Source organism: Streptococcus sp. HMSC065C01, assembly GCF_001813525.1.
GTDB classification, from domain to species: Bacteria; Bacillota; Bacilli; order Lactobacillales; family Streptococcaceae; genus Streptococcus; species Streptococcus parasanguinis_V.
Window position 1 is genome coordinate 160,064 of record NZ_KV812857.1, and the last position, 26,929, is coordinate 186,992.

Consider the following 26,929-nt stretch of genomic DNA (forward strand, 5'->3'; position numbering starts at 1 on the left):
TTATACCTCTTTTACGATTAATTGTTGATACAAGGCATCATAGTGCCCCATGTTGACATGTCCTGTTTGTGCTTCTTGTGCATTTAACATTCCAAGAACATTTGCTTTCTTGAGCAAGTCTGCGTCACTCTCATGATGATAGAGACCAGATGCAATCCCTGCAACAGTCGAATCACCAGATCCAACTGGATTGACGACATCAATCTTAGGAATATCTACCTTATAGAAGACATCGCCGTGCTTCGCAAAAGCACCATTTGCTCCAAGGGAGACAATCACCCATTCGATGCCATCAAAGAGAGCATCCTGAAGAACTTCTTTTAAATCTTCCACATTCTTACTCACTTCTTTTCCTAACAACTGTGATAATTCTTCATTGTTTGGTTTAATGACCGTAGGCTTGACAGCTGCTTGAATGGCAGCTTCTAAAGAAGCTCCCGAGCAATCGAGTACGACTGGTTTTCCTGCTTCGCTTGCAATCTTGACAAGGCTAGCATAGTAGTCCACTGGTAAACCAGCAGGAAGACTTCCAGAGATGGCAACAACCTCTACTTGTTCAACCAAGTGACGATAATGGTCGAGAAAGTCTTGCCCTTCTTTCTCAGAAATGGTTGGACCTTTTTCTAAGATTTCTGTTTGCTTGCCTTCGTGAAGGATGGCGATACAATTACGTGTATCTCCAGCAATTTCAAAGAAACGTTCCTCTATCCCTTCTCCTAAATGATCGAGAATGAATTGCCCCGTTCGACCACCAAGTAGGCCAGTCGCTGCCACTGGATCCTTTATCTCAGAAAGTACACGAGTAACGTTAAGACCTTTCCCACCAGCTGTCTTACTCACCTCAGCCACACGATTGACAGTATCCAACTGGAGTACATCCAAAGGATAAGAAATATCAATCGAAGGGTTCATCGTGACCGTTAATATCATACGTCACCTCTTAGTCGTGGTATTCACCACGGTCCCATTTTTCAAGGAATTCTGTAAAGAAATCAGCATCCGCTTGATGGGCATTATGGGTTTCCACATGTTGGATCTTAGCGATCAATTTTTTATTTTCTTCAGTTGGTTTGTATTCAGCGTGAATAAATGCTTCAATGATATCGCACATGAGCAATTCACCAGTAATTTTACCACCAAAACCGATCACATTCGCGTTCAGTTCTTCTTTAGCATAAAGAGCAGTTGTCATATCGCGTACCAAAGCAGAACGGATACCAGGTACTTTGTTAACAGCATTGTTGATCCCAACACCAGTACCACAGATACAAACACCAAGATCAGCTTGGCCACTTGCTACAGCTTCACCGACTTTTTTACCAAAGATTGGATAGTGGGTACGTGTATGGTCATAAGTCCCAAAGTCGAGTACTTCATATCCTTTTGATTTCAAAAAATCAGAAACAGCCATTTTTTCATTTGTCACAATGTGATCACAACCAATTGCAATTCTCATTTGAATTCTCCTCTCATTAGCACATCTTATTCAACATATCGACACGGATTTGGTGACGGCCACCATCGTATTTACCATTGACGAAGCCTTTGGCAATGTTCTTGGCTAATTCATCCCCAACAATTTCAGCACCCATGGTAATCATACGAGAATTGTTGTGGCCACGTGTCATATAAGCAGATCGTTCATCTGAAACTTCTGCTGCTACCATTCCTTTGATTTTAGTTGCAACCATAAATGGACCAGCACCGTAAGCATCAATCACGATTCCAAGATTTTGATCGTTTTTGTTCACTTCGCTAGCAACTGCAAGTGTCACATCTACAAAATCTTGACCTTCAGCAGTTACATCCACAACATCAAAGTTTTCTTTTACAAGAAACTCTTTCACGAGATCTTTTAATCTTAATCCTGCAGCATCTGCACCAATTACAATAGACATGTCCTGTCCTCCTTTTGTTCGTTTCAGCAAATATCCCTGTTGTTAATTTTTCACAAAGGAACATTTTCTTACTTTTGATATTATATTACACCTATTTTGAACGAAAGTCAACATTAAATTGTTTATTTTCGAACATTTTTTTAAAATAAAAACACCATATCCACAACAGATATGGTGTCAGTTTTCAAACTACATATGACGATTATTTTGCATTTGCAGCATATTCTTCGTTACGTTTGATCATTTGTTTTCTGTACCAAGCGAAGATTCCGATATAGAATGCCAAGAAGACAACTACACCAAGGATAGCTTTGATATCACCAGTTGTTGCGTTACCGATTGTCCAACCGAGCAATTTTTCAACTGGTCCTTCAAGAGTTGAGTGAGTGATCAATTGAGTAGAAGCTACCCCTTTAGGGAAGGCATCAACACTCTTAGCCAATTGAGTTGCAAATGGTGCAATCAATGTTCCTGAAAGAAGGAAGAGTGGCAAGAGAAGGCTTCCGAAGATGATCATACGGATCAATTTACCGCGTGTTACAACCAACAAGGCTGGAGTCACACCCATAGCGATGATACCTGCAAGTGGCAAGATACCATTTCCGACTTTAGAAAGAAGCACTGCTTCGATCAACATGATTGGTGCAAGTACGTTGGCACAAGCCCAAATTTCAGCACGACCAGCGATAAATGGCCAGTCCAAACCGATGTTGAATTTACGTCCTTGAAGACGTTTAGTAGCAACGTTTGTAATACCTTGTGACAATGGTTCTACCGCTGCGATGAACCAAGAACCGATCAATGAGAACAATTCCAAGCAGACACCGGCAGTCAAACCAAGGCTCAACCAACCTTTAATAACCAATTCCCATTTGTCAGCATCTTGCACGCCAGCAACTGGATGTGGAGTACCCATGATACCGATGACGATACCAAGAAGGAAACCGATAAAGAATTTAGATCCCCAGAAACCGATCTTCTTGTTCAATTTAGCAGCGTCGAAGTCGTATTTATCAAGACCAGGGAAGAATTTGTCAAAGATTTTATCCAAGACCATGATGATTGGGTTCATCATGTAGTTCATGTGAGTTGAAGTCATAGGTGATGAACTTGGAGCATTCAAAAGATCATCAAATGTTGGTTTCATCAAGTCTGAGTTGATGATTTTCATAATCCCTACAAGGACAACTGCAAGAGTTGCCAAGAAGAGTGATAAACCTTGGCTCACACCGTTGTTGTCTGCATACCATTTGATCAAAAGACCAGTGATAGACAAGTGCCAGATATCGAAGATATCGACGTCAAGTGTATCTGTTTTCTTGATCGCAAGCATGATAACGTTGACAATCAACATAATCAACAAGAAGTAAAGTGTCCAGGCAGACCCCCAAGTGATGGTCGCAAGAGGTGCCCAACCAACGTCAGTGATATTCAATTGAATACCTGTGTTCTCAACGAATTTTGCAAGAGACGCTGAGAAAGCTCCATTCAACATACCGATGATAGCACCGATACCAGTAAGGGCGATGGCAAGTTTAATACCACCTTCAAGGGCTTTAGAGAATTTCACTCCAAACAAGAGAGCCAATAAAGTCAAGACGATCAACATGATGATCGGAGCACCCATGTCTAGGATGGGTTTGAAAAATTTATTGGCAAAATCAATAATGCCATTCATAATAAATCCTCCCGATTTATAATTTGTTATATTAGACTTTAATCGTTCCCAATTTTATCATTGGATAACGCTTACAAACTGTTTTAAAAAAATATTAACTTAATCCATGTTCTTTAATGGCAGCTTCGATGTTATCAAAGACTGGCGCACTCATCGCTGGAATACGGAATAAAATTGGTCCTGCTTCTACCACTGGAATACCAGGATCAAATCCCAAATCAGTTGCAGCAATTGGAGTAAAGATATCATAACCTGAAATCAAATCTTCATTGACATCTTTGACCATGACAGCGTCACAACGCACATCATAACCACGGTTTGACAACTCTTCTTCCAACGCATTCTTAATTTGGTGGCTAGAGTTAACACCTGCACCACAGGCAGCTAAAATTTTAATCATTTGGATGTCCTCCATTATAAATATTTACGAATGTTTTAGGAAATAGTTTCCGTAATGTATTGATAAAGCTTATCTTCACTATCTAATTTTGATAGAGCTTCGAGATTTCCATTGGATGTAAAGAAATCCATCAGCTGGGCCAAAATATTGGTTTGGCTAGAGCTTGAATTGTTGATAATGAAGAATAAAAGTGAAACTTGGACTTCCTTATCTGGAGCAATCATATTATGGAAGGTTACGGGTTGATCCAAACGAACCACGACCACATTCTCAGTGAGATTATGGACAATGTCTGTGTGCGGGATCGCCACATTTGGTAAGTCCTTACCAAGAAATTCCATGTCTAATCCAGTCGGGAAAGACTTTTCACGCTCAATCAAAGCGGAACGATAGGTTGGTGTCACAATCTGTCGCTCTTCCAATAAGCTTGCTACCTGCTCAAAGAGATCTGTTTGATCCTTGGCATGTAGGCAAAATACAAGATCTTTGTTAAAGAGTTGATTTAATCCCATTGTTGCCACCTCCTTATCTAACTATTTATTTATAGCTTCAGTATATCACTATATTGATTGATTGTCAATCATTTTTTGTCTAAATTTGTTTAATTTTGTTTGTATATCTCTCTAAAGCGCTTCCTAACCGTCATTTTCTAACATCCTTAAAAAAGTAAAAAGTGGTCTCTTTTTTGAGACCACTTGATCTTAAATGATTTTCGTATACAAGGCGTATTTGTCTTTGATTTTCTTTGGAATACTATCATCGGTAATAATGGCATTTAGATCTTCCACACGATAGAAACTGTAGAAGGAATAACTATCAAACTTGCTGTTATCAGCTACCACATATTTCTCTATCGCATTGTTCAGAATAATGGCATTGCCATTTCCTTCTTCTTCATTAGCAGTAGATACACTATGGCCATCGATTCCATTCACCCCGATGAAGGCCTTAGAAACCTTGATTTCTTTCAAAAGTTTATTGGCAAATTGACCGACAAAGGTTTGTGTCTTTACCCTGTAGCGACCACCAACTAAGATCAAGTCATAATTCGGGAAATCCTTGAGCTTCTCAAAAATGGGGAGGGAATTGGTGACGATGCTAATTTCTTTCCCTTCCAAATAATCTCCGATAAAGTCTGTTGTTGTACCAGAGCCAATAAAGACGGTATCCCCATTTTCGATCAAGTCTGCACATTTTTTGGCAATGCTTCGTTTCTCATCAATATTGATCAGATTTTTTTCACTGTGAGAAGCTTCTAATAAGCTATCTTTGACTTTTTTGTGGGCCCCACCATGTACACGAACTAAAAGACCTTGTTTTTCAAGATCAATCAGATCTCGACGAATGGTCATATCTGTCACCCCAAAAAGTTCCTTGAGCTCTTTGACCGATACCACACTTTTTCGATCCAGTTCCTGAAGAATTTCAACATGTCTGCTATCTTTCATGGTACTACTTCCATTCCTACTATATTTGTCTCTATTATACTACATTTTTCAAAAAACACAAATTCAAACATTATATTAACAAGAGTAAACATGATATTTTTAAATAAATAAAAGAAAAAAAGCCTTCCGTTAATCCGGAAAGCTTTGATTTATGCTATTTCTAGCTTCCTCACCTTTGGATCAAGGCTCGGGATAAAAAGGTTCACTGAACCTTTTTATTTTGCGATTGGGTAAACAGAAACTTGTTTAATGAACACTATACAATATTTTTAGAAATAGGATTAAAAGCCTTATTAATTCAAGGTTTTCATGACAAAATAGTTATAAAAAAATGTAATGTTTATAAAATGTGGGTATCATTTTGGGTATCATTCGCACTGAAAAATGTAATAGTATATTTGCTGTTATAACCGACATTTTGAAAAATATCTGTTATAACAGACAAAATTGCAAAATTTAATTTATTTCTAATTCTTCCGCAAAATCATTTAATTTTTCGGCTGTAAGTAAGGCCATTTTATCCATACTGGTTTTCCCTTTTCTAAGGTCTGCTACTGTAGACCAAGGAACGCCTGCGCCTTTAGCAATTGCGCTTGTGCTTATCTCGCTGTTTAATAACTTTTCTATTTGTTCTCTCATTTAACCATCCTCTTATTTCCGTCTGTCTTTTAAAATCAGCAGAAATATAAAAAATACGATTGTAAAAATTGGTAAATATTTCATTTTATTGCCCGATATGATATAATCATGGTAGGTGTAAGGGGCTTTCGCCCCGACCTACCAGAGCCTTATCTGAACCGCTTTGCTTTGCGTGGCTTGCGTTCTTTTGGCTCTTTTTTTATTGCCATGATAACACTTGCAATTCCTGTTAATAAGGTTCCAGTTGCTACCATTAGTTCAGCAATCTCTGATATTTTCATATCTTCCTCCTTTCTGATTATATTATATCACGGTATGCCGTGACTGTCAACACTTTTTATCAAAAAATTGAAGATTTTTTTTATTCTGGAACTAGTTTTATTGGAGCAAAAAAGCCCTCCAAGATGGAGGGTGACAACTATGCTTTATTTTCTAACGCTTGAACTCGTGAAACGATAGCTGCAAGCTCTTCTTTTGAAGCAAAAATATTTTCTGCTTGATGGCCAGTGATGAATGAGTCACCGCCATTTTTTAATTTCTCATCTATCAGGGCATCAATTCCAAGTTCTAGATGCTTCTCCTTGATGTTGGTTGTCATCTGAGATTGAAGGACGTTATAAGTCACAAATGTTTGATACGATTGATCTGATGTCAAATAGTTTGTTAAGTCAACCGTACCTGAATGTGTTTGTAGTCTGCTTTCTAATGTTTCAATTCTCTTGATGATTTGACTATCATTGTATGGTTGAATTTGATGTCTAGCTATGTATGTAGCTATTTCTTCCTGAATGTTGACTTTGTCAATTTCAACAATGTTACTTATTTGATAATTTTCAATAGATTGAATTATATCAATTTTAGCACTCTTGTCACTAGGGAAGACGAAACCATCACATTCAACCTCGACTTGATAGATGCCAGCTGGTAGAATTTTTTCAAGTTTGAACTGAATTTTAGAATTTTCTACAACAGTTTCAATTGTCTTCTTTCCTTTGGCATTTGCTATTTTGATCTTAGCGCTTTTACCATCAAGAGTGCTGAATTTGTTGCCATCATAGTCTAATAATTCATATTCGAAGATAGATGAGGAGTCACCTTGTTTGATGACTTCCCCGCCCTTCGTTTGTTTCAGATTAGTTGAATTTTTTCCGCTCATCTAAATCCTCTTATTCTATAAATCACAGAGGTCTATTTAAAAGATCCAAAGTCTGTGATGCGTTGTCCATTTTCGGATTGTCCTACAGCTACATATCTACGATTTCCAGAACCGCCAATGTATGTGATCCAAATATAGCCATCATTGTCAATCCATCCATCATAGTTGATTTCTTGACCTACACTATACACAGCTACAATCTCAGCTCCAAGACCGGCTTCAGCTCGTACATTTAGAGCAGATACTTCAACAGTGAATGTTCCTGTTTCTGGATGGAATCCACCTGATTCAATTGTCAATGGTTCTGATGGTTCTGGCTGTTCAAATGCCACAGATGTGTCATCAGTTGGGAAATAGAACCATCCAACAATCCCATCAAAATTGCGTGTGTTGTAACGTGCTGGACCTCCAACATAGAGGGAATCAGCATTGCCATCAATGTTCTGTTCAATAGTTCTCATAGTGACCCCATCGCTATCCTCAATCACAATCCCTGTGTGACCATAAGGATGACCGCATAGATAAGTTGTATCCATGACGAAGATGGCCCCTGCTCGTGGGTTGACTCCTACTGCATCATATACTACTTCATATCCTAAACCAGCGGCTGAATTAAGTAGGTCAATAGCGTTCCCCCAGAGAGCTTTTCCAAAAAAGTTGATAGAAATTGAATTTGGCAGGTCCACACATTGGGTTCCGTATGCACCATCTGCATCAGCTCCTACACCTTGATTGGCCAAAGATTCTGAATAACTTATAATGTCATTTGTTGCTACCATTTTTGAACCTCATTTCTTCCATTGTTCATTGGCTTTCTTGACAGCAGCCTCAATGAATGTGTTTAATTGGTCATTGGTCAAATTGATGTTATATGCTTCTAGTCCCTCGATCAAGCTAGTTTTAGCATGCTCCATCTTATCCTTGCCGTGGATGTCCAATGTTCCTGCTACTTGTTCAGTGGCATGCACAGCGTTGTTTGCAAGGATTTCAGCCACTTCAAGAGCTTTCTTTCCTCCACGAGTCAAGAGATATTTTTTGACTGCCTGAACAACAATTCCAACCAAAATTACAAGAATACTCATTGCGCTAGTTGTTACGATATCAGTTATTTGATTCATTTTTTCTTTTCTCCTTTTTTGATTAGTTTACTAGGCTCTTCCAAGCCATCTTTTAACTGAAATTTCTCATGATCAATATTTTGTTTCACAAGGCGATCTAGGCCAGGAATTTCAACTCCCAGAGCTGAAAGGCTGGCAAGGATGCTGGAACCGTAGGCTGCCATCATTGCGACAATGAAGGCATCAACTACGGGTCCAAGATTCATGTATAGAGCGAATGGATAGCCAATGGCTGTGATTAAAATCATAGCTGTGTGACTTACTAGCCCTTTTCTCCATTTTCTACTTGAGAACTCATGATAGGCCCATGCTCTAGCCACCCCTAAAACGATATCTAGAGCCACAATGGCCATCAAGAGAAATACAATCATGTGTTCATCAATTCCGTGATCATAGAAGTCACGTACTACTTCAATAATTCCAAAAATTCCATCTGGTTCTTGATACATCAATCACACTCCCTTCAATTAGGATTCAGGATGTGCTACTGGTTGAGTTTCAAGATCTCCTGATGGCTTGTTTTGCTTCTCTTCTTTGGGAACTTCCCAATTGTAGATTGCCAGTTTCCCATTTTGGAGAAGTGGGCCTTTCAAGTCTTTGATGGATTCGCCATTGTAGGTGAAATCATAGTTGACTTGAACAAGAACACGTTTCCCTTCACTGAATTTTTCAGTGTGGTCTGGATCAATCAAGGTGAAGATGTCATGTTGCTTGTAGGTCTTGCCTACTTGAGCAGCTTCCACAAGCTCAAGTGCTCGCTTGTAGAGAGTTGGATCAAGTGGATTATCTTGATTGGTCACAGCTACAAGGACAGACCAATCAGCAAGAGCTTTGTTATTTTGGATTAGGACATCTTTCTTTTCGTTCTCTTGAGTGAGTTCTTGAATTTTCTGGATAGCGTTCTTATTGGCATCAACAGACTTGTCAAGCTCTTTCTTGAGCGCTACGATAGCGCCAGAAGGGTCTAATTCCATTCGTACAAGGTTTAGAACAGCTTCCACAAGGGTTGATTCTTCATCTGCCATGCGATTGTTTGGAAGAGATTCCTCAAATACCCGATACGGATAATCTTGCTTGATGGAAACCTTTGTGGCATTCGCTACGGGATCATAGGCTTTGAACTGTACTTTATAATTCATTAAGCATTTACCTCATTCTTGTTTTTAACTTCTTCAAATAGGTCCTTCAAATATTTGTCAGACTCAAGGACGGAGCGATAGATTTCTAGCTCATTGATGAGCTGTTGTTTTTCCTGCTGTGATTCAGTCAATCGTGCCTTGAACTCAGCTTCATTGATTGATTTACTAGCCAATTGATTTGCTAGATCTGTGATGATTGATACATAAGTGTTTTCTTTCATTTTTTTGTAACCTTTCTACTTAAAGCCATACTTAGTTAAAACACCAGAAATGTGTCTTGATACAGTCTTGTCTTTGAAATCCCAATTATATTTTGAAAGTTGACCGAAACAAGTTAGGATATCCCAGACATAGGTCCCAAGGTTTACAGCGCTTTGACCAATAAAGATATTGTTGATCCAAGCACCACTGAAGTGCCTATCTTCCCGTCCTAAATTATGCCGGACTCCTTTTTCATTCATTGGCATAAAATAGGCACTGCCATCTCTTGTGTTATTATGAAAAACCCAAGGGCTACGATAATCGCCATTTGAATAGATTGCTAGACGATCACCAATAATTTCATAAAATGATTCTTTTACTCCATTTTTTGAGCCTGACCACAGACGAGTTCCGGCAAATGTTTCATTGTCAGTTTTTTCAGACTTATCATGGTTAGTCCCTATCACAATCATAGCAGCGTTTGAGTCCCTAAATTGTTCAGCGACAAAACCGCTTTTTGTCATTTTCATAAATTGTGAAGAACTTGTGTCATCAATTCTTCGAATGGTTCCTGTATTAGAATACAGATTTAATGTCCCATCGCTTAAATCGAAAACAGTTGTCCCATTATTGGCACTCAAGCGGCCCCCTTTAATGTGTTCGGCAGTGAAGTCAATTGAGCCTAATTGAGTGATGAAGGCTTTCTGTGATGTCAATTCCCTGATGAATGCTTGGTTTGATACAAGCTTGTTGATCATGGCAGAATCCACCAAAAGCTTATCCGCTGTGACTGCATTGCTGGCCAGAATTTGAGTCGTTACTGATCCAGATTCCATGTGACCAGTTCGGACGCTCTGAGATGCCAGATGCCTGCTTGTGATTGAGCCATCAACTACCATGTCACCTTTCACTTTGATCAATTTTGCGATCAAAGCAATAGCTTCTGGTTCTTGTACCAGCAAGGAGCTGATGGTCCGACCATTGATGGTCTTACCTGTACCAAATGAAATTTGGCCATCAGTGATGTTGATGTCTGTTTTCTTGAGAACCCCATCAAACTGGCTGACAATTGTTGTCACTTGTCCATCAACTGTGCTTTGATAGTTCGCAAAGCGCCCGTTGATGCTATCCTTGAAATCATCCAATTTGTCATTGAGGACAGAATTTTGACTGGATAGCCTCATTCCAAATTCTGTAGAGAATGTTGAGAATTGGCCATCAATACCTTGTTTAAACTCAGCAAGTTTTGAACTAATTTTAGAGTCAGTTGATGTTGAAATACTTTCAAATTTTCTATTAATGCCAGCGACATCTTCAGTGTATTGTGATTTAGCAACATAGCCTTGCTCAAGAATCTGCCTTGTTGCTTTTACAGCGTCTACAGCAGCTTTCTCAGAGTATGTCAGCATGCGCTGTTCAAGTTCACCATTTGGACCAGTCTTGGTCTCTAATTTCGTTAATTGAGTAGATAGACCTTGAACTGTCTTCTCAAACGTAGCTTGTGCTTGTTCTATTTGATAATTTTGATCTTCTGGGGCTGGTCCTGCATCCGTTCTGGTGGTGCTTTGTGTTAATTCCACCTTTTTGAATGAAATTGAACCTGCTTCACTATATCCAATAATAATGCGCCAATAATCAAACTCATCGCTTTTTTCTAGTGCAGGGACAGAAACCTTGTACAACTGCCAGTCATCTGTTAATTGAAATTGAGCAGAAATTCTTTCTCGATTACCTCCAGATTTTCTATTCTCACGTAATGAAACCCACATTGTACCAGATCCACGGTTTCTTTTAGCGTAGAACGAAAGTGTGTAAGGCTCGCCTTTCTCTAGATAATCCAGAGCGGTTGTTTTTGTTGTGGCCCAGCTTGGTGCAGTGCTAGAGAATAACTGTGCTTGCTTCCAAGTGTTGGTACTTCCTGAGATGGTATAAACACCATTTTCTGCTGTACCGGTAGAATTACTTGAATCACCGTGAGCGAAGAACCACAGACCACGAGTGAAATCATAGTCTTCAGCGTAGTTTCTCGAACCTACTTTCAGACTTGTGAACTCTTCTTTGATACCATTCACTGTCTGTTCAACATAAGAGCGATCTGCTTTGCCATTTGCCACGTTGGTTAAGTCAGAAATGGCTTTCTCAGTAGTCTGCTCAAATCTGGATTGTGCGCCTTTAATTCCAACAAATTGGCTTTGCGTCTGAGCCTTGAAGTCATCGACCAACTTCTGGATATCAGCATCACTGGTCTTTAATCGGTCAGTGGTAGCTTTCAGACCTTGCATCTCGACTTCAATGCCATTGTATTGAGCTTTAAACTCTTCTACAATTTCATTCTTGTTTGCTTGGTTTGCTGCTGCTATCTTCTCAGTGACTTGTGCTGAGATTTCTTCTTTGACTACTTCTGCTTGTGCTTTTGCTTGCTCAATGCCATCAGTGATCTCTTTCTCCAAGGCTCCTGCCTTGTCTTCAAAGGCCCTATTGGCATTGTCAACCAACACTTTCAATTTCTTGTAGTATTCATCATCCTCTTGAGTCTTTTGGACTGTATCAAGGATTTCAGAAGCTACATCAGAAATTCCATTTGAGCCTGACATGCCCCCACCGTGACCAGCCTTGTCATCGAATGTAAGAGAGATATACTCTTCTGACAGAGCATCATAGACATAGCCCACAGTTTTCTTCTTCAACATGACATCATGCTTCAAGCTCATGATGGTCACTGTGTCACCAAGATGCACAGTTTGACCATCTAGCTCATAAGCTTCAACTTTGATCTGATCAGTGGACTTGTCAATGTCACCATTCTTGAATTTGGCTTCACCCCATTTTCTCAATTCTTCCTCTGTAGTAAGATCATTGTTCTCATACTCAGCTTCATTGATATAAGGGTAATTGCCAATGAGGGGGCTGTCCACAGTTACTTTCAAAACTGTGTCTTCTTCTGCTCCCTCTGGCTTGAAGGTTGATTTCAGATGCAGTCTTGTGATGATGCTGGAACTACTCTTGTTCCGTTCATACTGTTTCAGGTTTTGATGTGTGGTGATTACCACACCACGATCAATTCCCCGACTCTTTGGAATGTCAATCAGGAAGTTATCACGAATCATCTCGCCTTCCCAAGCACCAACAATGGAATGTTTCCCATCCATTAAGATCTTATAGAGCGTTTCATCTTCTGTAGTGTTGAAAGTTCTATTGTCCATGATGTTACTTGTGAAAGAGAACTTCCCAAGTGGTGTCTTGACTGCTGAAATCATAGCATTCAAGGCGATCTGACAAGTTGAATTTGAAACCTTGATAGGACGAACAGAGCGCTTGAAGATGTCTTCTGTGATGTGCTGGCAAGTCAGGTTCACTGTGTCATCTTGCTCGCTGATTTCCTTAATCCGGAACAGTTGCCGGCCAGTGATAGGAGTTGGAGCAATGATGAGCATGTCTTCCTGAAATTTCTTATAAATTTCAGTGTCCGTGATTGGGTAGTCAACCTTGAGTGTGTAGCTTACATTGATTACTTCTTCAACTTCTGCTTTTTTGGCTTCATGGAGTGGCTGGCCATTCCATTTTACTGTTTGAACATTTCTGTCTAATAGATATAGAATTATAACCACCCCCAATTGGTTTCAAAAACAAGCGATTGAATGCCAGGTCCTAAAACCACACCGATAGTTTTCTGGGCTTGGTTAGCGTCAATTGTGATGAAATCTCCTGACCACTTCACCAGATTCCCTCTCTTGTCCAAGAAGCTTGGATTCTGTGGATCATTTACCATCACAGCGCTCTCAGAGAGCTGTTCAAGCTTGATGGTTTGCTTTCCAATGGTGAAGCTGGTCTCTGATGAGCTGTTTCCTCTAATTGTGATTTTAGGAAAAGCCAATGAGCTGCCTTGTAGCCTGAGAACACCATTTGAAGCGAGAGTTTGAACATCGTTGTTCTTCATGTATTTTGTAGGGTGACAAATGAATGTCACCTCTAAAGAATACATTTTAGTTTTATCTCTCTGAGTGTCAGACACCTTTGTCTGATAACAGAACCATCTTGTAAGCTTGTTCTGTTGGTTCTCAAGCCAGAAGTTTCTTTTGGAAAGGAATTGGACAAATTCAAGGACTTGCAATTCTGTTGGGTTGATGAGTTGAAGAGTATATTTCTTTTCAATCGCTTCTCTGTGAGGATTCGACTGAACAATATATCCACTAACTCCATCATGGCTCAATAGCTTATCCTTTGAGAGACCAACTTGAATTGTAGGGCCTTCCAGTACAATCACATCAAATGGAAATGATGAAGTTCCAACTCCATCAATGATCAATTCGTTGTATTTTACCATGCAGGCGCTCCTCTCAATTCTTTCTGTCTTCTCAATTCAGCAGCTATCTTCTGAGATACCTTATTAGCGATCTTCTCAATATCAGCTTCTTCTCTGATGATGTTGTCAGAGATGTTGATGTTGATCACGGTTCCTTGTGGGTCCATTGTTTGGGCGATGCCCCGGCCAATGGCGCTCAGGTTCCGTTCATTCAGTGGTAGGACTGCTTCTTTCCCTGCTTCACCACCGACCATCAGACTATTTCCATTCATGCCAAATGCTGTGGGCTTGGTTAAGATCCCACCTTTGGCATACCATTCAATGCCAATGCTTGGAATTCCTTTACCTTTCAGCCAGTCCATTGGGTTCAGTGATCCACTTGCTTTGAAGTGAGGTAGTGGGATGTGTGGCCACTTGAATTGGAAATTGAAGAAGCCTTTAATTCCATCAATAGCTTTTCCTACAAGGTCTTTGGCCCCGTTAATAGCACCGCCAATGGTGTCTTTGATCCCGTTCCAGATCCCTGATGCGGTTGAACTGATCCCGTTCCAGATTCCTGAAATCGTGCTTGAAATTCCATTGAATACACTTGAGACCGTGCTTGAAATTCCATTCCAGATGCCTGATAGGGTTGAGCTGATACCATTCCAGATGCTTGAAGCAGTGCTTGAAATAGTATTCCAGATGTTAGATAAGATCTGAGCCATCGCATTGAATACAGATTCAGCAATGCTCTTGATACCATTCCAGATACTTTCAGCAATTCCCTTGATGGATTCCCAAGCCCCAGACCAGTCGCCATTGATGATCTGCATCACAGTCTTAATGATGCCTAATACCACATTGATGGCTGTTTCTACTACGGTTTTGATGGTGTCCCAAACCGTGGAAATTACGGTTGAAATGTTATTCCATGCAGTTTCAATGAATGGACCAAGAACATTCATGACTGTTGTCACTACTGCTGAAATAGCGTTCCAGACTGTTTCTGCTGTCTGTCTGATCAATTGTTGGTTGTCATTCCACCAAGTTGTTAGGGTTCCCCAAATTTGCATCACAAAGTCAGAGATAGCTTTGACAACAGTGTTGATGACTGACATGATAGCGTTCCAGACTGCTTCAACAGCGTTCCTGAATCCCTCATTGGTTTCCCATAAATACTTAATAACTACTATAATTCCAGCAATTGAAGCAGCTACTGCTATGACTGTTCCAATTATTGGCAATGCAGCAGCTATCAGTCCACCTATAGTGGTTTCAGCTGCCATTGCAGCCGCTTGTAATGCGAGGAATATTGGGGATAGTACCCCAGCTACTGTCACAATACTTCCAAATACAACTACAAGTTCTTTAATTGGCCCAGGTAATTTATTTACCCATTCTGCGACATTTTTAAAAAGGCCTACAAGTACATCAAGCACTGGAGCGAATGTTTCAGCAATAGCTCCACCAACTTCAGCCATAACGATTTTCAAACCATTTTGGGCTGTGGTGAATTTGTCAATAGGATCCAGAGTGCTTTCATAAGTTTGTGAAACCAGCCCGGCAGACACTTGTGAAGTGTAGCCTAGCTCTTCCATGTTGAATTTCCCACGTTTGATTGCATCAATCATTTGTGGGGCTTTCTTAGCACCAAAGATCTCCATAGCGATTCCCATCGCTTCGGTCTCTGACTTGCTGTTCTTGATGGCTTCAATGGTTTCTTTCAAACCTTGCTTCATGGTTTTGCCTTGCTTGGTATAGACACCGGCTGCCTTAGTCAGTCCAGAAAGTGCTGCGGATGAATCAACCCCGTTTTTCTCGAATTGACCAATCAAGGTGACTGCTTCACCAAATTCAAGGCCAAGCATCTTGATTTGAGGCGCTCCATCAGTTGCCTTTTTCATCAACTCATCAACAGAAACCCCTGTATCTTGAGCGACATAGGTCACATTATCCAAAATTTCTGTCAGGTCATCTATAGATAATCCATAAGCCTCCATTGCCTGTTTTGATTGGATTGTAGCATTTGTGACATCTGTCCCATTGATCTCAGAGAACTTGATCATGTCTTCTGAGGTCACTTTGAGAGCGTCACCGGTCAATTTGAATTGAGTGTTGACTTCACCAACCGCATTCCCAATGGTACTGAAATCAGTAGGAACTTCAGTAGCTATGCCATTAGCAATGCCCTGCATTTCTTCAAGAGCTTTCCCACCAGCACCAGTCTTAGTGACAATGGTGTCCATTCCTTCATCAATTTCCCGGAATGCTTCAAGAGCGCTCTTCCCAAAATCAACCAACTTTTGACTGATTTCAGATAGCTTCTCAGAGAATTGATTCAGTAATTCAGCTTTCAGAAGCTTGTTTGTCTCTTCAAGACCGCCACTGGCTTTCTTTCCTGACTCACCAAGATTTTCCATTTCATTGGCAAGACCATTGAAAGCAGCCTTGGACTCATTCAGTTGAGTCTCTAGCTTATTGACCTCTGTTGAGTTCTCGCCATACTCTTGTTTTGCAAGAGCAAGCTGTTTCTCAAGGTTCTCAACCTGTTGAGCGACAATCTCACTTTGTTTTCCAATCTTCTGTTCAGCAAGTGCCAGCTTATCTGCTTCACTAGCATTGGAACCCATCTGACTTTCTTGAAGCTTGAATGAGCTGACAACTTTATCACCTTCACTGGCTAGACGCTGTTGCTCGTTTTGAAGCTCTTTCAGTTGTTCACGGTTGGACTTGGTAGCATTCCCATTTCCATCCAATGCCTTATTGACATTCTCAAGTTTGTTTTCATAACCCTTCAGGATGTTCTCTGTTTGGACCACTTCCCGTTGAAATGCACGGTATTGATCAGCACCAATGTCACCGCTTTTGAACTGAGCTTCAACTTGTGCTTGTGCCTGTCTCAATGTTTCCAATTTCTCCTTGGTTGTTGAGACTTGCTTTTGAAGCACTTCTTGCTTCTGAGCCAATAGGGTCACATTCCCTGTGTCAAATTTCAGAGCCTTGTCAATACTCTTCAATTCTTTTGTTGCTTCAATAGAGGCAGAATTTACTTTTTTCAGGGCATTTTGAAGGGGCTGTGTGTCCCCACCGATTTCAATTTTAATTCCTTTAATATTACCGGCCATATTTCCTCCTTTCACATAAAAATATAAAGAGCGCTTAGAGGATTCTTGTGATCAATTGTCCATCTATTCGATGAACTTGACCTCAGATTCTTCCTCTCAGCACTCTATTTCAGACTAAAATGAGTCAAAATCTGACTGTGTGGCCTTGCGTGTTTCTGATTTGTTCTCAGTACGCAAATTCACATAATCTGTTTGATAATCCAGAGCCATTCCAATTGAAATGTGCTTTAGATCATCAATTGTGAGACCAGTTTCTTTACAACAAGAGAGATAAGATTCTACTGTAAAGATTTCATCACTGGCTGATTCTGACTCATCTGGTTTTTTTTTGACGTCATTGTGTCATTGATCATTTCCATTAAGATTGGAGCGATGTCCTGTAAAGGAAATTCCTCCATCTCCATGAAGAATTGTTCATAAGGTTTGATGTGTGGATTTCCTGATTTTGTGAAAACCCAAAACAAACGATTGAAGAATGTCATGTCAAAATTGGCCAACATATTGATGTCAACTTCATTGTTGCCATTCTCAGCCATTTGCATGATATTTTGGTTTGAGATCATTCCAAATAGATCTTGGAAGAAATCTTTCCCAAACTCACTCTTGTAAGCAATAGGAGTGTAAGCATTGGTAACAAGCTCATACTCCTTTTCACTAATGATCACACTCTTACGCATTTAAGACCTCCTTAATTACAAAGTTTGAGTAGGTTCATAAACCTTTTCAAACCATTTCTTATAAACTTCTTGATCATCCGCTGATGTGATGGAACGTTTAACCACTTGATCACCGGGACGAGGACTGGAATTGAAGCTCAATTCACGTTCATTCACGTTGGTTCCGTTCTTGGTAGCTGATCCATTAGATGGGCGACTTGCTGAACAGTAATACATGACGTGACGTGTCTTGTTAGCATCACCAGAGAATTCAAACATGATGGCAAAGTTGGTTGTCTTCGCATCTGCCTTTTCTGTGACCACTCCTGTTGTAGGGTCTTTGATGTCGCCCAAGATTTTTGTGGCAAAGGCTTCAATGATGTTTGGAACTTTGAGTTTACCTTCATATCCCTCATTTGAGTTAACGAAGTAATAATCAATGTTATCAGCTTTCACTGATCCTGAATCCCCTTTAGGGTCCAGCGTCAATTCCATCGCTCCAGGGAAGCGGAATACTTGACCATAAGTGATCACTCCTGCTTCACTGATTGATTGGATTGGTGCCACATGGACATTTTCAAGTCCAAATGTAACTTTGTTTTCAGTCATTTCTTTCCTCCTCAATATAGATAGACTTCATAAGACTTCACAAACAGTCTTTCTGATTCAATAAAATTCTCTTCTTGAACATCATAAAAGAGCTTGTGGTCATTCCACAGCTCTTCCAATCGTTCTTCTAGCTCCTCATCTTTTCGTTCAAATGCCAATTCTACAGTGACAGCACGGATCATGTATGATGCTTGATTGTCTGTTCCTGTGATAGATGGCAAGCTTTCAAAATAGACAAGGTAAGGCAGCGTGGGGACATTTCCTTCCCTGAATGCCTTGTAAGTGACTGGCAAGCCAGCCTGTTCCAAAATATCTGCAAACTCTGACAGCTTCATCTTCCAAGCTCCTTCAATTTCTTTTCAAAATTCTCAATAGCGTGATCTTCTGCCGGCTTGATGTGTACAATGCCGGAAACCCGTCCCCCGTTCCTTTTGATATGTCCAAATTCAAGCAAATGAGGGAGACGGTAATTTGTGTTATGCACTACAAAGTTACCTTTCCCCATTTTCTTCTTCTTCCACGTTTTAGCATACTTCCCAAATCGTTTGGGACTTGTCGCTTTCAATTCTTGGACGGTCTCTTCTGCTGTTTCTTCTGCTATTTTGTCAACTTTCTCTTCAACCTCTGTGGAATAATCTGCTAATGCTTGAGCGATTTGACTGGCTAGATCTTGGCTCATGTCATTTTCTCCACTAGAGTCAATTCAAGGATGTTGAGGTTGATTGGATATGTTTTCAAAATCCGGTACTCCTTACCGCCAAATTCAGCAAACTCCTGATTGTTGTATTCAAAACTGTGAATGTCAACAATCAGATTTGGCCGGATCCCAGCCTGATTGGCTTGGTAAAATTCGGATCGTGTAATAGATTTCTTTTTACAAAAAATTGTAGTCTTTACTTTCTCAGTCAGATCTTGCTTGAGCTTGTCCTTACCTGTAATTTTAAAACCTATCAATGTGATTTCATCATTCCACATCTCACACCTCTTTCTTGGAAGAGATTTGCAGATTATGCAAGCGCCATTGAAGGTGACGTGGTAGATCAACACCACCTTCATAGCGATAAGCAGCAAAGTCAACAATGAACATTTCATGGTCAGCACGATCTGGAACCAATTCAACACCCAGATTGTTTGTTAATTCGCTGATGACGCTTGAGACAATCTTCTCTAGTGTTTTATCTCGAAAATTTGAAGCAATTCCTAATTTGATTTTAAGTAATTCCACTAACTGACCAGTGTCCATGCTATTCTTCCTCTTTCTTAGTTGCTTTCTTGCGCTTTGGTTTCTCTTCAGTAGCTTCTTCTGCTTCCTCAGTAGCTTCTTTCGCTTCTTCAGTAGTTTCTTCTACTTCCTCAGTAGTTGTTTCCACTTCTTCAGCAGCCTCTTCTGCTTTCTTAGTAGCTTTCTTTACCACTTCATCAGTGATGAAGATTGAACCTGCTGAATTAAAGCCTGTCAAGAGTCCTTTAACAAACTCTTGATCAGGTTCATAGCCTTTGCGTGGAAACACATCATCAATTTGATATTCATGTTGTTCTTCATCACGCATGTCCTTGAATGGACGGATTACTGTATAGGGCATGTGATACCTCCTTACGCTACAACATCAGTGTATGTGCCAAAGAAGCCAGCAGCTTCATCTACTTTCTTGACATCCAAACGGATGAAGAGTCCAAGCAATTGACCATAAATGTCATTGTTAACCCATTTAACTGATACTTGAAGGCGGTCAAACAATTTAACGAATTCAGCAACATCTCCAATAAAGAACTTCATGTCACCTTCATTGCCAAAGAGAGTGTCATCCACTGGATAAATAGTTTTACCACCGAAAGAATAGCCTGTAGGGGATGTAACATCTGGTTGAAGCATGTATTTCCCATTTTTATCCTTGACCTTGTCAAGTGCTGCAAACATTGATTGAGTTACAACAATGCTTGCTTTGTAGATTGATTTTAGTTTCTTGTTGTAAATGTCCTTAATACCATCAAATCCAGCGGCATCTGCTTGAGTTGCTGTTTTGAGGACAGCAGTTAGCAATGACAATTCAGTGTTTTCGCCTTGGTTGAATACTTCGTCTTCTACGATTGCCATGATGTCATAGTCTGCATCATCAATCATTTCTTGAGATACAGGGATGTAGCCACGGTAAGTCTTGATTGAGTAATCAATTTCGCTGATGCTTGGTTTTCCAAGTTCTGGGTTGGCTTTCAATTCATCAGTTGAAACCATTTTGCTGTCTGTCTTCTTGATAACTGGATATTTACCAGAACCACTATTTACTTGAACACGTTGGACAAGATCCAAAAGTGGATTGCGTGGCTTATCAAGGAAGTGAGGTTTCAACACTTCAGTTGGGATCAAAGCAGCGCTTCCAGAGTCTGTTGTTTTAAGACCTACGATGTCACGAGTTTGACCAGTGCGAATGAATTTAGCAATTGCGTCACGTTGTTCCAATTTCTTTCCTCCACGTTGCTCCCCGTCTGGATAAGTTGGGGCTTTCCGATTTTGTTCATCAACTTGTTTTTGAAGTTCTTCAATTTCTTCTTCAAGTTTTGCTTTTTCTGCTTGTTTTTCTTCCAATTCTTTTTGGATGTCTTCAAGGCTCTTCTCAACCGTTGAAACTTCTTCTTCCGTTTCAGCACGGTCCAATTTTTCCGCTTCGATTGCAGAACGGTCTTTCAATTCTGTGATTGCTTCTTCCAATTCAACAACCTTGCTTGCTTTAGTGCGCATACGTGCGCCCAAGATCAATGCTTTGTTCATAGATTGTATTTCTCCTTAATTTTCATTTTGCGTTCATTTAACGCTTCAATATTGGCACGTTTCAGACATTCAAAGTCTTTCTTCCGTGCAGCAATTTCAGTCTGTGGATATGCTGGGAACGTGCAAGGGCTGACCTCAAAGATTTCAAGTTCTAACACGGTATCAAGATAAGAACCATCTTCACGCTCAATAGTGTCCACCTTGATTGGCATAAATCCAAAACTGCATCCAACAATATCCCCACGCTGCACACGGGCATAGGCTCCCATAGCGTCAGGATCATTCCTGTTGATGATAATGTCACCATAAAGGCCTTTGTCATCAACTTTGAGACTCACTGTGCTGTTCCCTGTGCGTCCTAAAACTAGGTTATGATCATGATTGAATAATGCACGGATGTCAGCATTCTTGATTGCTTCTTCCACTCCTGCACGTTTGATCACTTCAAAATAGCCTGGCCACAGCTCAGTTTCTTCATCAAACCGGATGAAGTAGCCACTCAAGATCAAGTCACCAGATTCTTGTTCTTCTCGTGTCTCGAATTGAGTAGCGATGTATGAATTACGTTTCTTCATTGGCATTTCCTCCTTCCTTATTTAGTTTGTTCTGATTGCCTAACTCCCCTTGTGGAAGGTAGTTTTCGAGAACAATAATTTCATCCATTTCAGGATCCGGAGTCATACCCACCCAATCTCTCCACTCGTTTCTACGCATTGCAGCGCTGTTTGTCATTTGTTGAGCAACCGTTGAAAGCTCTGTAATGTCGTAAGAATACAGTGAACGTGGATTGAATTTGAAGTAGCGTGTGGTTGAAGTCAGTAGGTCTCTTGTGAGCGTCTGAGTGATCGTTGTTGCGATGCTCATGATGGTAGTGTTTACAAAGTTGTTGTATTCTTCTTTGTTAAAATCTCCCACACCTAACACAAAAGCCGGAACTCCTAACATTCCAGCTACTGTCTTCTTATCAATTTCTACTGACTCATTCAAAGCGATGTCATTCAAACTTAATGGCTTCACTTGTTCCACTTCCAGCAAAGCTTCTGGAACGATCCAAGGTTCACCGGATTGGCTTGTTGTCAGATATTTCTTAGCAATTTTTTCCCGGCCTTCCACTGTTCCAAGTTCCTCACTTGATGAATCTACCTTGATAATAAGGCTTGGAATGTTTTTTCCATTCATGAAGCCTTTCTTGGTCTGTGTAGCCATGTTCAAATTGCGAACAATATCTTTCAAAGCAAATCTAAAACCGGTCCCAATATAAGGCCGGTCTGGATCTGGATTGATGGCAAAGTGGACCACTTCATCTGGATTGAAATCAGTGTCCCTGAAATGGATCATGTATGCCAGATCATTACTTTTGAACGACACTTCTGACATTGGGAATGGTCTTAGATTGCTGATATAGTCAGTCATTGGATCATATTCCACATGTAGCACAGAATTCCCATCACCAAACAGGAGCAAGTCCCTTACAATCTTGAAGATCCATGATTTTCTTGTCATGTGATCGCAAGGATTGATGTCGATCTTACGGGCTAACCCATCCTTGATTCGTACATCACCGGATTCTGTATTCTCCATGAGCTGGATCGTCATGTTTGAAACCATATCAGCAATTTTATTGACAGCCATGATCACATCTGGATTTCTTGCCAGTGGAATATAGCCATCACCGTCATACATGATGCCAAGATCTGAATTCCCAAAGCTTGTGAACATCGTCTGCGACTTGCCACGCTTGAATAATTTGTCAAAGATTCCCATATTTCTCACCTCCTTTCTATCTAATCAAAGTAAGCCATCACATTCTTATTCTTACCAAGGTTAGCAAGTGCCTGTATACAAGCAAAAACGCTCGCATCGAACAAGTCAATTCTTGCTGTACCGCCATCCCCGTCTAACTTCTCATACTGGACAGCATCATCCACTTTCTCGATGGCTCTGACATTGCTGACACAATACTCATAAGCGTCCGAATGCACATAATAAAATTCTTTATTCTTCACTTTCAATTCAATTCTTCTGAATCCCTCTGATTTCAAATAGAATAGCTGAGGCTGGTCAATCATTTTGAATTTAGCCTGCTTCATTTTTAGCATAAACTCTCTACCAAATTTCCTATCCATACCGACAGCAGCAATTTTGAAGCCTTTCTGTCGCATTTCTATGAACCATTTAACAATGTCATCATAGAGAACGGTTGGGGTGTTGCTCATGGTCAGCCATCCATCTGATTGCCACCCAAATAGTGGGATGCCATCATCATTGGCTTTCTTTTGAGCGTTTACACGAGGAAAGAAAGCGTGTGTGATACAGATGTCAACATCTTTTTCACCATCGTTATATACACCATAGAGAGCAGCAGCGGTCAAGTCATGCAGTCTTGAAAGGTCAGCTCCTCCATACCAGCGAATAGGAAGCCTTGCAAGCTCCTCAATTGTCCAGTCATAACAGTCATCACTAGCAATGAACTCATCAGGATTGAAATAAGCGTTCATTGAGTTGGTGAAGACATTCAGTGTCTTATTGAAGAACTCATTCCTGGTCTGTGGATCATTCAAGGCCTGTTCTGCTTCTTCCTTGAGGGCCTTGAGCGATACAGTCACACCCCATGACGGATTAGCCATCTTCAACACATTCTCATCCAAGTAGTCTCCCACATCTCCATCTGTTGCCTGATTGGCTTTGCAGATGAAGATGAAGAATGAATCATCTTTGACCAACTCTTTCAGGACTTTCTGACAGTATTTCAGACGGTTAGCAAGGAAGCCTGTTGGAATGTCCCCGGCTGTTGATATAACAAAAAGCATACTGTTCCGGTATGCTGACATTGTTTTCTTCATAAGACCGTATTTCTTGGAATTTCTCATGGTGTGGGCTTCATCTAGGATGATGACATTCCCATTGAGAGAGTCAAGCCTGCTTTCATCATTGGCCAGTGCTTGGATAAAGAATGAACCCTCCTCGCCAAAATTGGCAGTGATTGAGTGTTCTTGGTTGTTATCTTTGATACGGATGTTCTTGTCATTCCATCGCTCAACATTGAACCTCAAGAATCCAAAGGCTTCCAAGGCTTGCTTGACAGAATTGGCTACAATATAGCATTTTGAACCGCTATCTGTATCAAGAATCTGATAGGCCAGAGCGATTGCAGCCGTGAAGGAAGTTTTGCCATTCTTTCTGGCAAGCATGATCAAGGCTTCTTTGAAGCGTCTCTCATTTGTTCCCTTGATATAGAATCCAAAGAGATTCACGACAACAAAATGTTGCCACGGTTGCAAGATCAATGGCTTGTTACGGATAGAGACCGCAAACATATCATCACCCTGCTGATGGACAATTGTATGTTCAATGAAATGAACGACAAAATCAACCATGTCTTCATCCATCTCAAATTCTGGATTGTCTAAATCTCTCAGAAAGCGTGATGCAGCCAAAATGTTTTCTTCACAATGCTCTTCCTGATGGTCCAGAACGTGTTGAGCGTATTTTTTAGCTTTCTCCACGTTACCCATCAGACTTCACCCGTTTCTTTTTGATCTGGTCTTTAAATTTCAGAACCTCAGTAAGAACTGATCCATTGTCTTGCTCTACCACTTCACCAAGTGATTTAGGGTTCATCATCAATTGATTGGAATAGCTGAGTATGTCTTTTCTTAGAATTTCCATCGCTGTCAGGATGGGGACCTTGCGTTCATTCTCAGCTCCTGCCTTGTTCACATAGACATCTGTGACAGGGTAGCCCATATCAGCATAGTCTTGAGCAAGTTTCTGATATTGAAATAGCATTCCTGAAAAGATGTCAATGATCATGTCAAATTCTTTGCGATAAGTCCCAAGCTCTTTCATCTGTTTGATGACTTTTGACTTGATTGACTTGGCTGTGACTGGTTTTGCCAAAAACTAGGCCTCCTTCCTGAAATCCCTTTAGTTTTTATCCCCTTTTTGTCTGAGCGGTCCCGACTTGGAAAAAGTTCCCTTCACCGGTTCCCAGACGATCGAAAAAAATTTTTTTCGATGGGGGGGGATATTCGAAAAAATCAAAAAAATGAAAATTTGAAAAATATGATTTTTACAAAATTTCGTTTTTTTGATTTTTGTAAAAATTTAAAAATTCCTTTTTTCGTTTCTTTTGCCAGAAAATTCCTTGACCAATAACTTTATCATTAGTTCTGTCGTGAAAAGTATTGTGTCGTTTGTTGGTAAGCGGCAGACAATTCCATTCTTGGAATTCTAATTCAGGATATTCTGATACTGGAAAAATATGATGAACCATTTCAGCCGGTTCTGATATTCCATATCTCAAACTCTCTTGACATAGATAATTATATTTTCTTAAGATCTTATCTCTGAACTTCTCCCACTTCTTTGTCTTCAAAGAAGGTCTGACAATTTTGTTATACATTTAATCCTCCTCACACAAAAAGGACAGACCAAACTGATTGGCTGTCCCTCTCATACTTGAAAGCTATGCTATCATAATATTTTATTTTAAGTGAGAAAACAAGAGCTTATTTTCTCATCTTTTTTATAATTGTGTTCCTTCCCATCGCACAAGGATTCCTGAAACGGTTGAGCTGAATGTTTCATCTTTACAAATTGAATATCCTACAATCTCATATTTCAAACCCGGATTATTCTTGATGTCCTTGTTCAATTCATTTACTGCACTTTTTAGTAATGGAATATCTATATATTCCTTTATCGTCATACTGTTGTTCATTTCTTTTCCTCAACTTCCTTCAGTCTCAATCCTATAAAATGATATTCTAGTGTTGGGTTCTCGAAAATGTTCCCAATGATTTCAGCTTTATCCAATACATCTGGTTCATAAGGTGAAATACAATCTGGGTCCATGACATTTAGACATTCAAGATAGAAACCATTTCCAGAGAGTACTTCCTTTTCTTCATAGTAGCGATACTTCCCGAAGCGGACAATAGCTTTGATGGAATCAATTTGAAGGACATCCCCTTCATAAATTTCCTTACCTTTTTTATCAACCGAACCTGTTGATTGACTTACTGTGTCTGGTCTTACTAGATCCCAAGAGCCAATAGTTATGTATTGTTCATTCGCCTCTATAACTTGATTGATAATAAATGCTTCTCTTCCATCTTCAATCAAATATCCATATTTCCAGTTATCTTCCTCATTTGGCTCAGCAGATAGCCCTCTAAACTTCAGCTTCATTCTTCTACCTCCTCAACTTCAATTCCGGGACAATTAAACACCCATCCGAATTCGGCGTCTTCGAGTTGTTTTCTGGTGTGTTCTGTACGAAATTTCTTGTCTAGTTTTATCGACGATAACATCCAAGCGTTAAGGTGCTTAATCAAGGTTAAGTAACTATATGAATCTTCAATGAATTTAAACCTTACATAATATCGCTTTTCTTCTTCAATCGTGTAGCTGTCAAGCCAAGCTCTGGCATATGTATCACTATTGTCACGGATCCACCTCAAAACCTCTTCATGGTCACCCTCAAAATCTTTAATTATAGCCTGTCCATAGCATGTGAAAGGGTTAGTGCTTCCATAAAGCGTTCCCCCACGGTTTTTAAAATACTCAATCCAATCAGCTATGATCTGAGGTATAGCCACTTTCTTTTCAAAATGAATCAAACTATTCGGGATTGCTACTGTGAGATCATTTTCCAATTTGACAGTTGATCTCATTAATCTTTCATCTAGTTCAGTTCTATCAAGAACTTTTACTTTTAAGATTGCATCTTTTAGAGTCATATTTACCCCTCACTTTCACATATCTTATATTTTGTTAAGCTCGCCTTGTTTCTGAAATCCTTTTAG

Annotated in this window: 34 protein-coding genes; all 34 read right to left on the reverse strand. The window is 40.1% G+C overall.

The window, feature by feature from the left end:
- Positions 1 to 930, reverse strand: coding sequence for a tagatose-6-phosphate kinase (locus tag HMPREF2918_RS06310; protein ID WP_049492002.1), 930 nt, complete (start codon positions 928 to 930; stop codon positions 1 to 3).
- A gap of 10 nt (positions 931 to 940) precedes the next feature.
- Positions 941 to 1,456, reverse strand: coding sequence for a galactose-6-phosphate isomerase subunit LacB (lacB, locus tag HMPREF2918_RS06315; protein ID WP_003002763.1), 516 nt, complete (start codon positions 1,454 to 1,456; stop codon positions 941 to 943).
- A 16-nt stretch (positions 1,457 to 1,472) separates the two neighbouring features.
- Positions 1,473 to 1,898: a galactose-6-phosphate isomerase subunit LacA gene (gene lacA, locus HMPREF2918_RS06320; RefSeq protein WP_003007724.1), complete on the reverse strand. Its 426-nt coding sequence runs from the start codon at positions 1,896 to 1,898 to the stop codon at positions 1,473 to 1,475.
- Between the two features lie 202 nt (positions 1,899 to 2,100).
- The gene (locus HMPREF2918_RS06325) at positions 2,101 to 3,576 is read right to left on the reverse strand and encodes a PTS transporter subunit IIC (protein WP_045759559.1); all 1,476 of its coding nucleotides are present in this window, start codon (positions 3,574 to 3,576) and stop codon (positions 2,101 to 2,103) included.
- A gap of 94 nt (positions 3,577 to 3,670) precedes the next feature.
- Positions 3,671 to 3,976, reverse strand: coding sequence for a PTS sugar transporter subunit IIB (locus tag HMPREF2918_RS06330; RefSeq protein ID WP_003002828.1), 306 nt, complete (start codon positions 3,974 to 3,976; stop codon positions 3,671 to 3,673).
- Between the two features lie 35 nt (positions 3,977 to 4,011).
- Positions 4,012 to 4,488 (reverse strand): PTS sugar transporter subunit IIA, encoded by a 477-nt coding sequence (locus HMPREF2918_RS06335; protein ID WP_003007730.1) that lies wholly within the window; start codon positions 4,486 to 4,488, stop codon positions 4,012 to 4,014.
- Positions 4,489 to 4,677: 189 nt separating this feature from the next.
- Positions 4,678 to 5,424, reverse strand: a complete 747-nt coding sequence (locus tag HMPREF2918_RS06340; RefSeq protein WP_003007732.1) for a DeoR/GlpR family DNA-binding transcription regulator — start codon at positions 5,422 to 5,424, stop codon at positions 4,678 to 4,680.
- A 456-nt stretch (positions 5,425 to 5,880) separates the two neighbouring features.
- Positions 5,881 to 6,063, reverse strand: a complete 183-nt coding sequence (locus HMPREF2918_RS06345) for a DNA-binding protein (RefSeq protein ID WP_070594906.1) — start codon at positions 6,061 to 6,063, stop codon at positions 5,881 to 5,883.
- A 149-nt stretch (positions 6,064 to 6,212) separates the two neighbouring features.
- Positions 6,213 to 6,344 (reverse strand): hypothetical protein, encoded by a 132-nt coding sequence (locus HMPREF2918_RS11660; protein WP_256263199.1) that lies wholly within the window; start codon positions 6,342 to 6,344, stop codon positions 6,213 to 6,215.
- Between the two features lie 137 nt (positions 6,345 to 6,481).
- Positions 6,482 to 7,219: a hypothetical protein gene (locus HMPREF2918_RS06350; RefSeq protein ID WP_070594907.1), complete on the reverse strand. Its 738-nt coding sequence runs from the start codon at positions 7,217 to 7,219 to the stop codon at positions 6,482 to 6,484.
- A 32-nt stretch (positions 7,220 to 7,251) separates the two neighbouring features.
- Positions 7,252 to 7,998, reverse strand: coding sequence for a CHAP domain-containing protein (locus HMPREF2918_RS06355; protein WP_070594908.1), 747 nt, complete (start codon positions 7,996 to 7,998; stop codon positions 7,252 to 7,254).
- Positions 7,999 to 8,007: 9 nt separating this feature from the next.
- Entirely contained in the window at positions 8,008 to 8,337 is a 330-nt protein-coding gene (locus HMPREF2918_RS06360; RefSeq protein ID WP_070594909.1) for a phage holin, read from the reverse strand.
- Positions 8,334 to 8,786 (reverse strand): phage holin family protein, encoded by a 453-nt coding sequence (locus tag HMPREF2918_RS06365; RefSeq protein ID WP_070594910.1) that lies wholly within the window; start codon positions 8,784 to 8,786, stop codon positions 8,334 to 8,336. Before HMPREF2918_RS06365 ends, HMPREF2918_RS06360 begins: the two co-directional genes overlap by 4 nt.
- An 18-nt stretch (positions 8,787 to 8,804) precedes the next feature.
- The gene (locus tag HMPREF2918_RS06370; RefSeq protein ID WP_070594911.1) at positions 8,805 to 9,476 is read right to left on the reverse strand and encodes a hypothetical protein; all 672 of its coding nucleotides are present in this window, start codon (positions 9,474 to 9,476) and stop codon (positions 8,805 to 8,807) included.
- On the reverse strand, positions 9,476 to 9,697 hold the full coding sequence (locus tag HMPREF2918_RS06375; protein ID WP_070594912.1) for a hypothetical protein: 222 nt from the start codon (positions 9,695 to 9,697) through the stop codon (positions 9,476 to 9,478). Before HMPREF2918_RS06375 ends, HMPREF2918_RS06370 begins: the two co-directional genes overlap by 1 nt.
- Before the next feature lie 15 nt (positions 9,698 to 9,712).
- Positions 9,713 to 13,285 carry a phage tail spike protein gene (locus HMPREF2918_RS06380; RefSeq protein WP_176745989.1) on the reverse strand — a complete coding sequence of 1,191 codons (3,573 nt, stop codon included), beginning with the start codon at positions 13,283 to 13,285 and terminating at the stop codon, positions 9,713 to 9,715.
- Positions 13,276 to 14,001, reverse strand: a complete 726-nt coding sequence (locus HMPREF2918_RS06385; protein WP_070594914.1) for a phage tail protein — start codon at positions 13,999 to 14,001, stop codon at positions 13,276 to 13,278. Before HMPREF2918_RS06385 ends, HMPREF2918_RS06380 begins: the two co-directional genes overlap by 10 nt.
- Positions 13,995 to 17,087, reverse strand: a complete 3,093-nt coding sequence (locus HMPREF2918_RS06390; protein ID WP_070594915.1) for a phage tail tape measure protein — start codon at positions 17,085 to 17,087, stop codon at positions 13,995 to 13,997. Before HMPREF2918_RS06390 ends, HMPREF2918_RS06385 begins: the two co-directional genes overlap by 7 nt.
- A 278-nt stretch (positions 17,088 to 17,365) precedes the next feature.
- Positions 17,366 to 17,764 carry a hypothetical protein gene (locus tag HMPREF2918_RS06395; RefSeq protein WP_070594916.1) on the reverse strand — a complete coding sequence of 133 codons (399 nt, stop codon included), beginning with the start codon at positions 17,762 to 17,764 and terminating at the stop codon, positions 17,366 to 17,368.
- A gap of 15 nt (positions 17,765 to 17,779) precedes the next feature.
- Complete coding sequence (locus HMPREF2918_RS06400) at positions 17,780 to 18,352, reverse strand: major tail protein (RefSeq protein WP_070594917.1); 573 nt, start codon at positions 18,350 to 18,352, stop codon at positions 17,780 to 17,782.
- Positions 18,353 to 18,363: 11 nt separating this feature from the next.
- Complete coding sequence (locus HMPREF2918_RS06405) at positions 18,364 to 18,687, reverse strand: hypothetical protein (protein ID WP_070594918.1); 324 nt, start codon at positions 18,685 to 18,687, stop codon at positions 18,364 to 18,366.
- Positions 18,684 to 19,031, reverse strand: a complete 348-nt coding sequence (locus HMPREF2918_RS06410; RefSeq protein WP_070594919.1) for an HK97 gp10 family phage protein — start codon at positions 19,029 to 19,031, stop codon at positions 18,684 to 18,686. Before HMPREF2918_RS06410 ends, HMPREF2918_RS06405 begins: the two co-directional genes overlap by 4 nt.
- Positions 19,028 to 19,327, reverse strand: coding sequence for a phage head closure protein (locus HMPREF2918_RS06415; RefSeq protein WP_070594920.1), 300 nt, complete (start codon positions 19,325 to 19,327; stop codon positions 19,028 to 19,030). Before HMPREF2918_RS06415 ends, HMPREF2918_RS06410 begins: the two co-directional genes overlap by 4 nt.
- Before the next feature lies 1 nt (position 19,328).
- On the reverse strand, positions 19,329 to 19,595 hold the full coding sequence (locus HMPREF2918_RS06420; RefSeq protein WP_070594921.1) for a phage head-tail connector protein: 267 nt from the start codon (positions 19,593 to 19,595) through the stop codon (positions 19,329 to 19,331).
- A 1-nt stretch (position 19,596) separates the two neighbouring features.
- Positions 19,597 to 19,935: a hypothetical protein gene (locus HMPREF2918_RS06425; protein ID WP_070594922.1), complete on the reverse strand. Its 339-nt coding sequence runs from the start codon at positions 19,933 to 19,935 to the stop codon at positions 19,597 to 19,599.
- An 11-nt stretch (positions 19,936 to 19,946) separates the two neighbouring features.
- Positions 19,947 to 21,119, reverse strand: coding sequence for a phage major capsid protein (locus HMPREF2918_RS06430; protein WP_070594923.1), 1,173 nt, complete (start codon positions 21,117 to 21,119; stop codon positions 19,947 to 19,949).
- Positions 21,116 to 21,694 (reverse strand): HK97 family phage prohead protease, encoded by a 579-nt coding sequence (locus HMPREF2918_RS06435; RefSeq protein ID WP_070594924.1) that lies wholly within the window; start codon positions 21,692 to 21,694, stop codon positions 21,116 to 21,118. The genes HMPREF2918_RS06430 and HMPREF2918_RS06435 overlap by 4 nt, the downstream gene beginning before the upstream one ends.
- Positions 21,681 to 22,883: a phage portal protein gene (locus HMPREF2918_RS06440; RefSeq protein WP_070594925.1), complete on the reverse strand. Its 1,203-nt coding sequence runs from the start codon at positions 22,881 to 22,883 to the stop codon at positions 21,681 to 21,683. The genes HMPREF2918_RS06435 and HMPREF2918_RS06440 overlap by 14 nt, the downstream gene beginning before the upstream one ends.
- A 20-nt stretch (positions 22,884 to 22,903) precedes the next feature.
- Positions 22,904 to 24,634 carry a terminase large subunit gene (locus HMPREF2918_RS06445; RefSeq protein WP_070594926.1) on the reverse strand — a complete coding sequence of 577 codons (1,731 nt, stop codon included), beginning with the start codon at positions 24,632 to 24,634 and terminating at the stop codon, positions 22,904 to 22,906.
- A complete protein-coding gene (locus HMPREF2918_RS06450) occupies positions 24,627 to 25,019 on the reverse strand; it encodes a P27 family phage terminase small subunit (RefSeq protein WP_049483858.1) in 393 nt (130 codons plus the stop codon). The genes HMPREF2918_RS06445 and HMPREF2918_RS06450 overlap by 8 nt, the downstream gene beginning before the upstream one ends.
- Positions 25,020 to 25,191: 172 nt before the next feature.
- Positions 25,192 to 25,524 (reverse strand): endonuclease, encoded by a 333-nt coding sequence (locus tag HMPREF2918_RS06455; RefSeq protein WP_070594927.1) that lies wholly within the window; start codon positions 25,522 to 25,524, stop codon positions 25,192 to 25,194.
- Positions 25,525 to 25,647: 123 nt separating this feature from the next.
- On the reverse strand, positions 25,648 to 25,842 hold the full coding sequence (locus tag HMPREF2918_RS06460) for a hypothetical protein (RefSeq protein ID WP_083307800.1): 195 nt from the start codon (positions 25,840 to 25,842) through the stop codon (positions 25,648 to 25,650).
- Positions 25,839 to 26,312 carry a YopX family protein gene (locus tag HMPREF2918_RS06465; RefSeq protein WP_070594928.1) on the reverse strand — a complete coding sequence of 158 codons (474 nt, stop codon included), beginning with the start codon at positions 26,310 to 26,312 and terminating at the stop codon, positions 25,839 to 25,841. Before HMPREF2918_RS06465 ends, HMPREF2918_RS06460 begins: the two co-directional genes overlap by 4 nt.
- Entirely contained in the window at positions 26,309 to 26,863 is a 555-nt protein-coding gene (locus tag HMPREF2918_RS06470) for a DUF1642 domain-containing protein (protein WP_083307801.1), read from the reverse strand. Before HMPREF2918_RS06470 ends, HMPREF2918_RS06465 begins: the two co-directional genes overlap by 4 nt.
- Between the last annotated feature and the right edge of the window lie 66 nt (positions 26,864 to 26,929).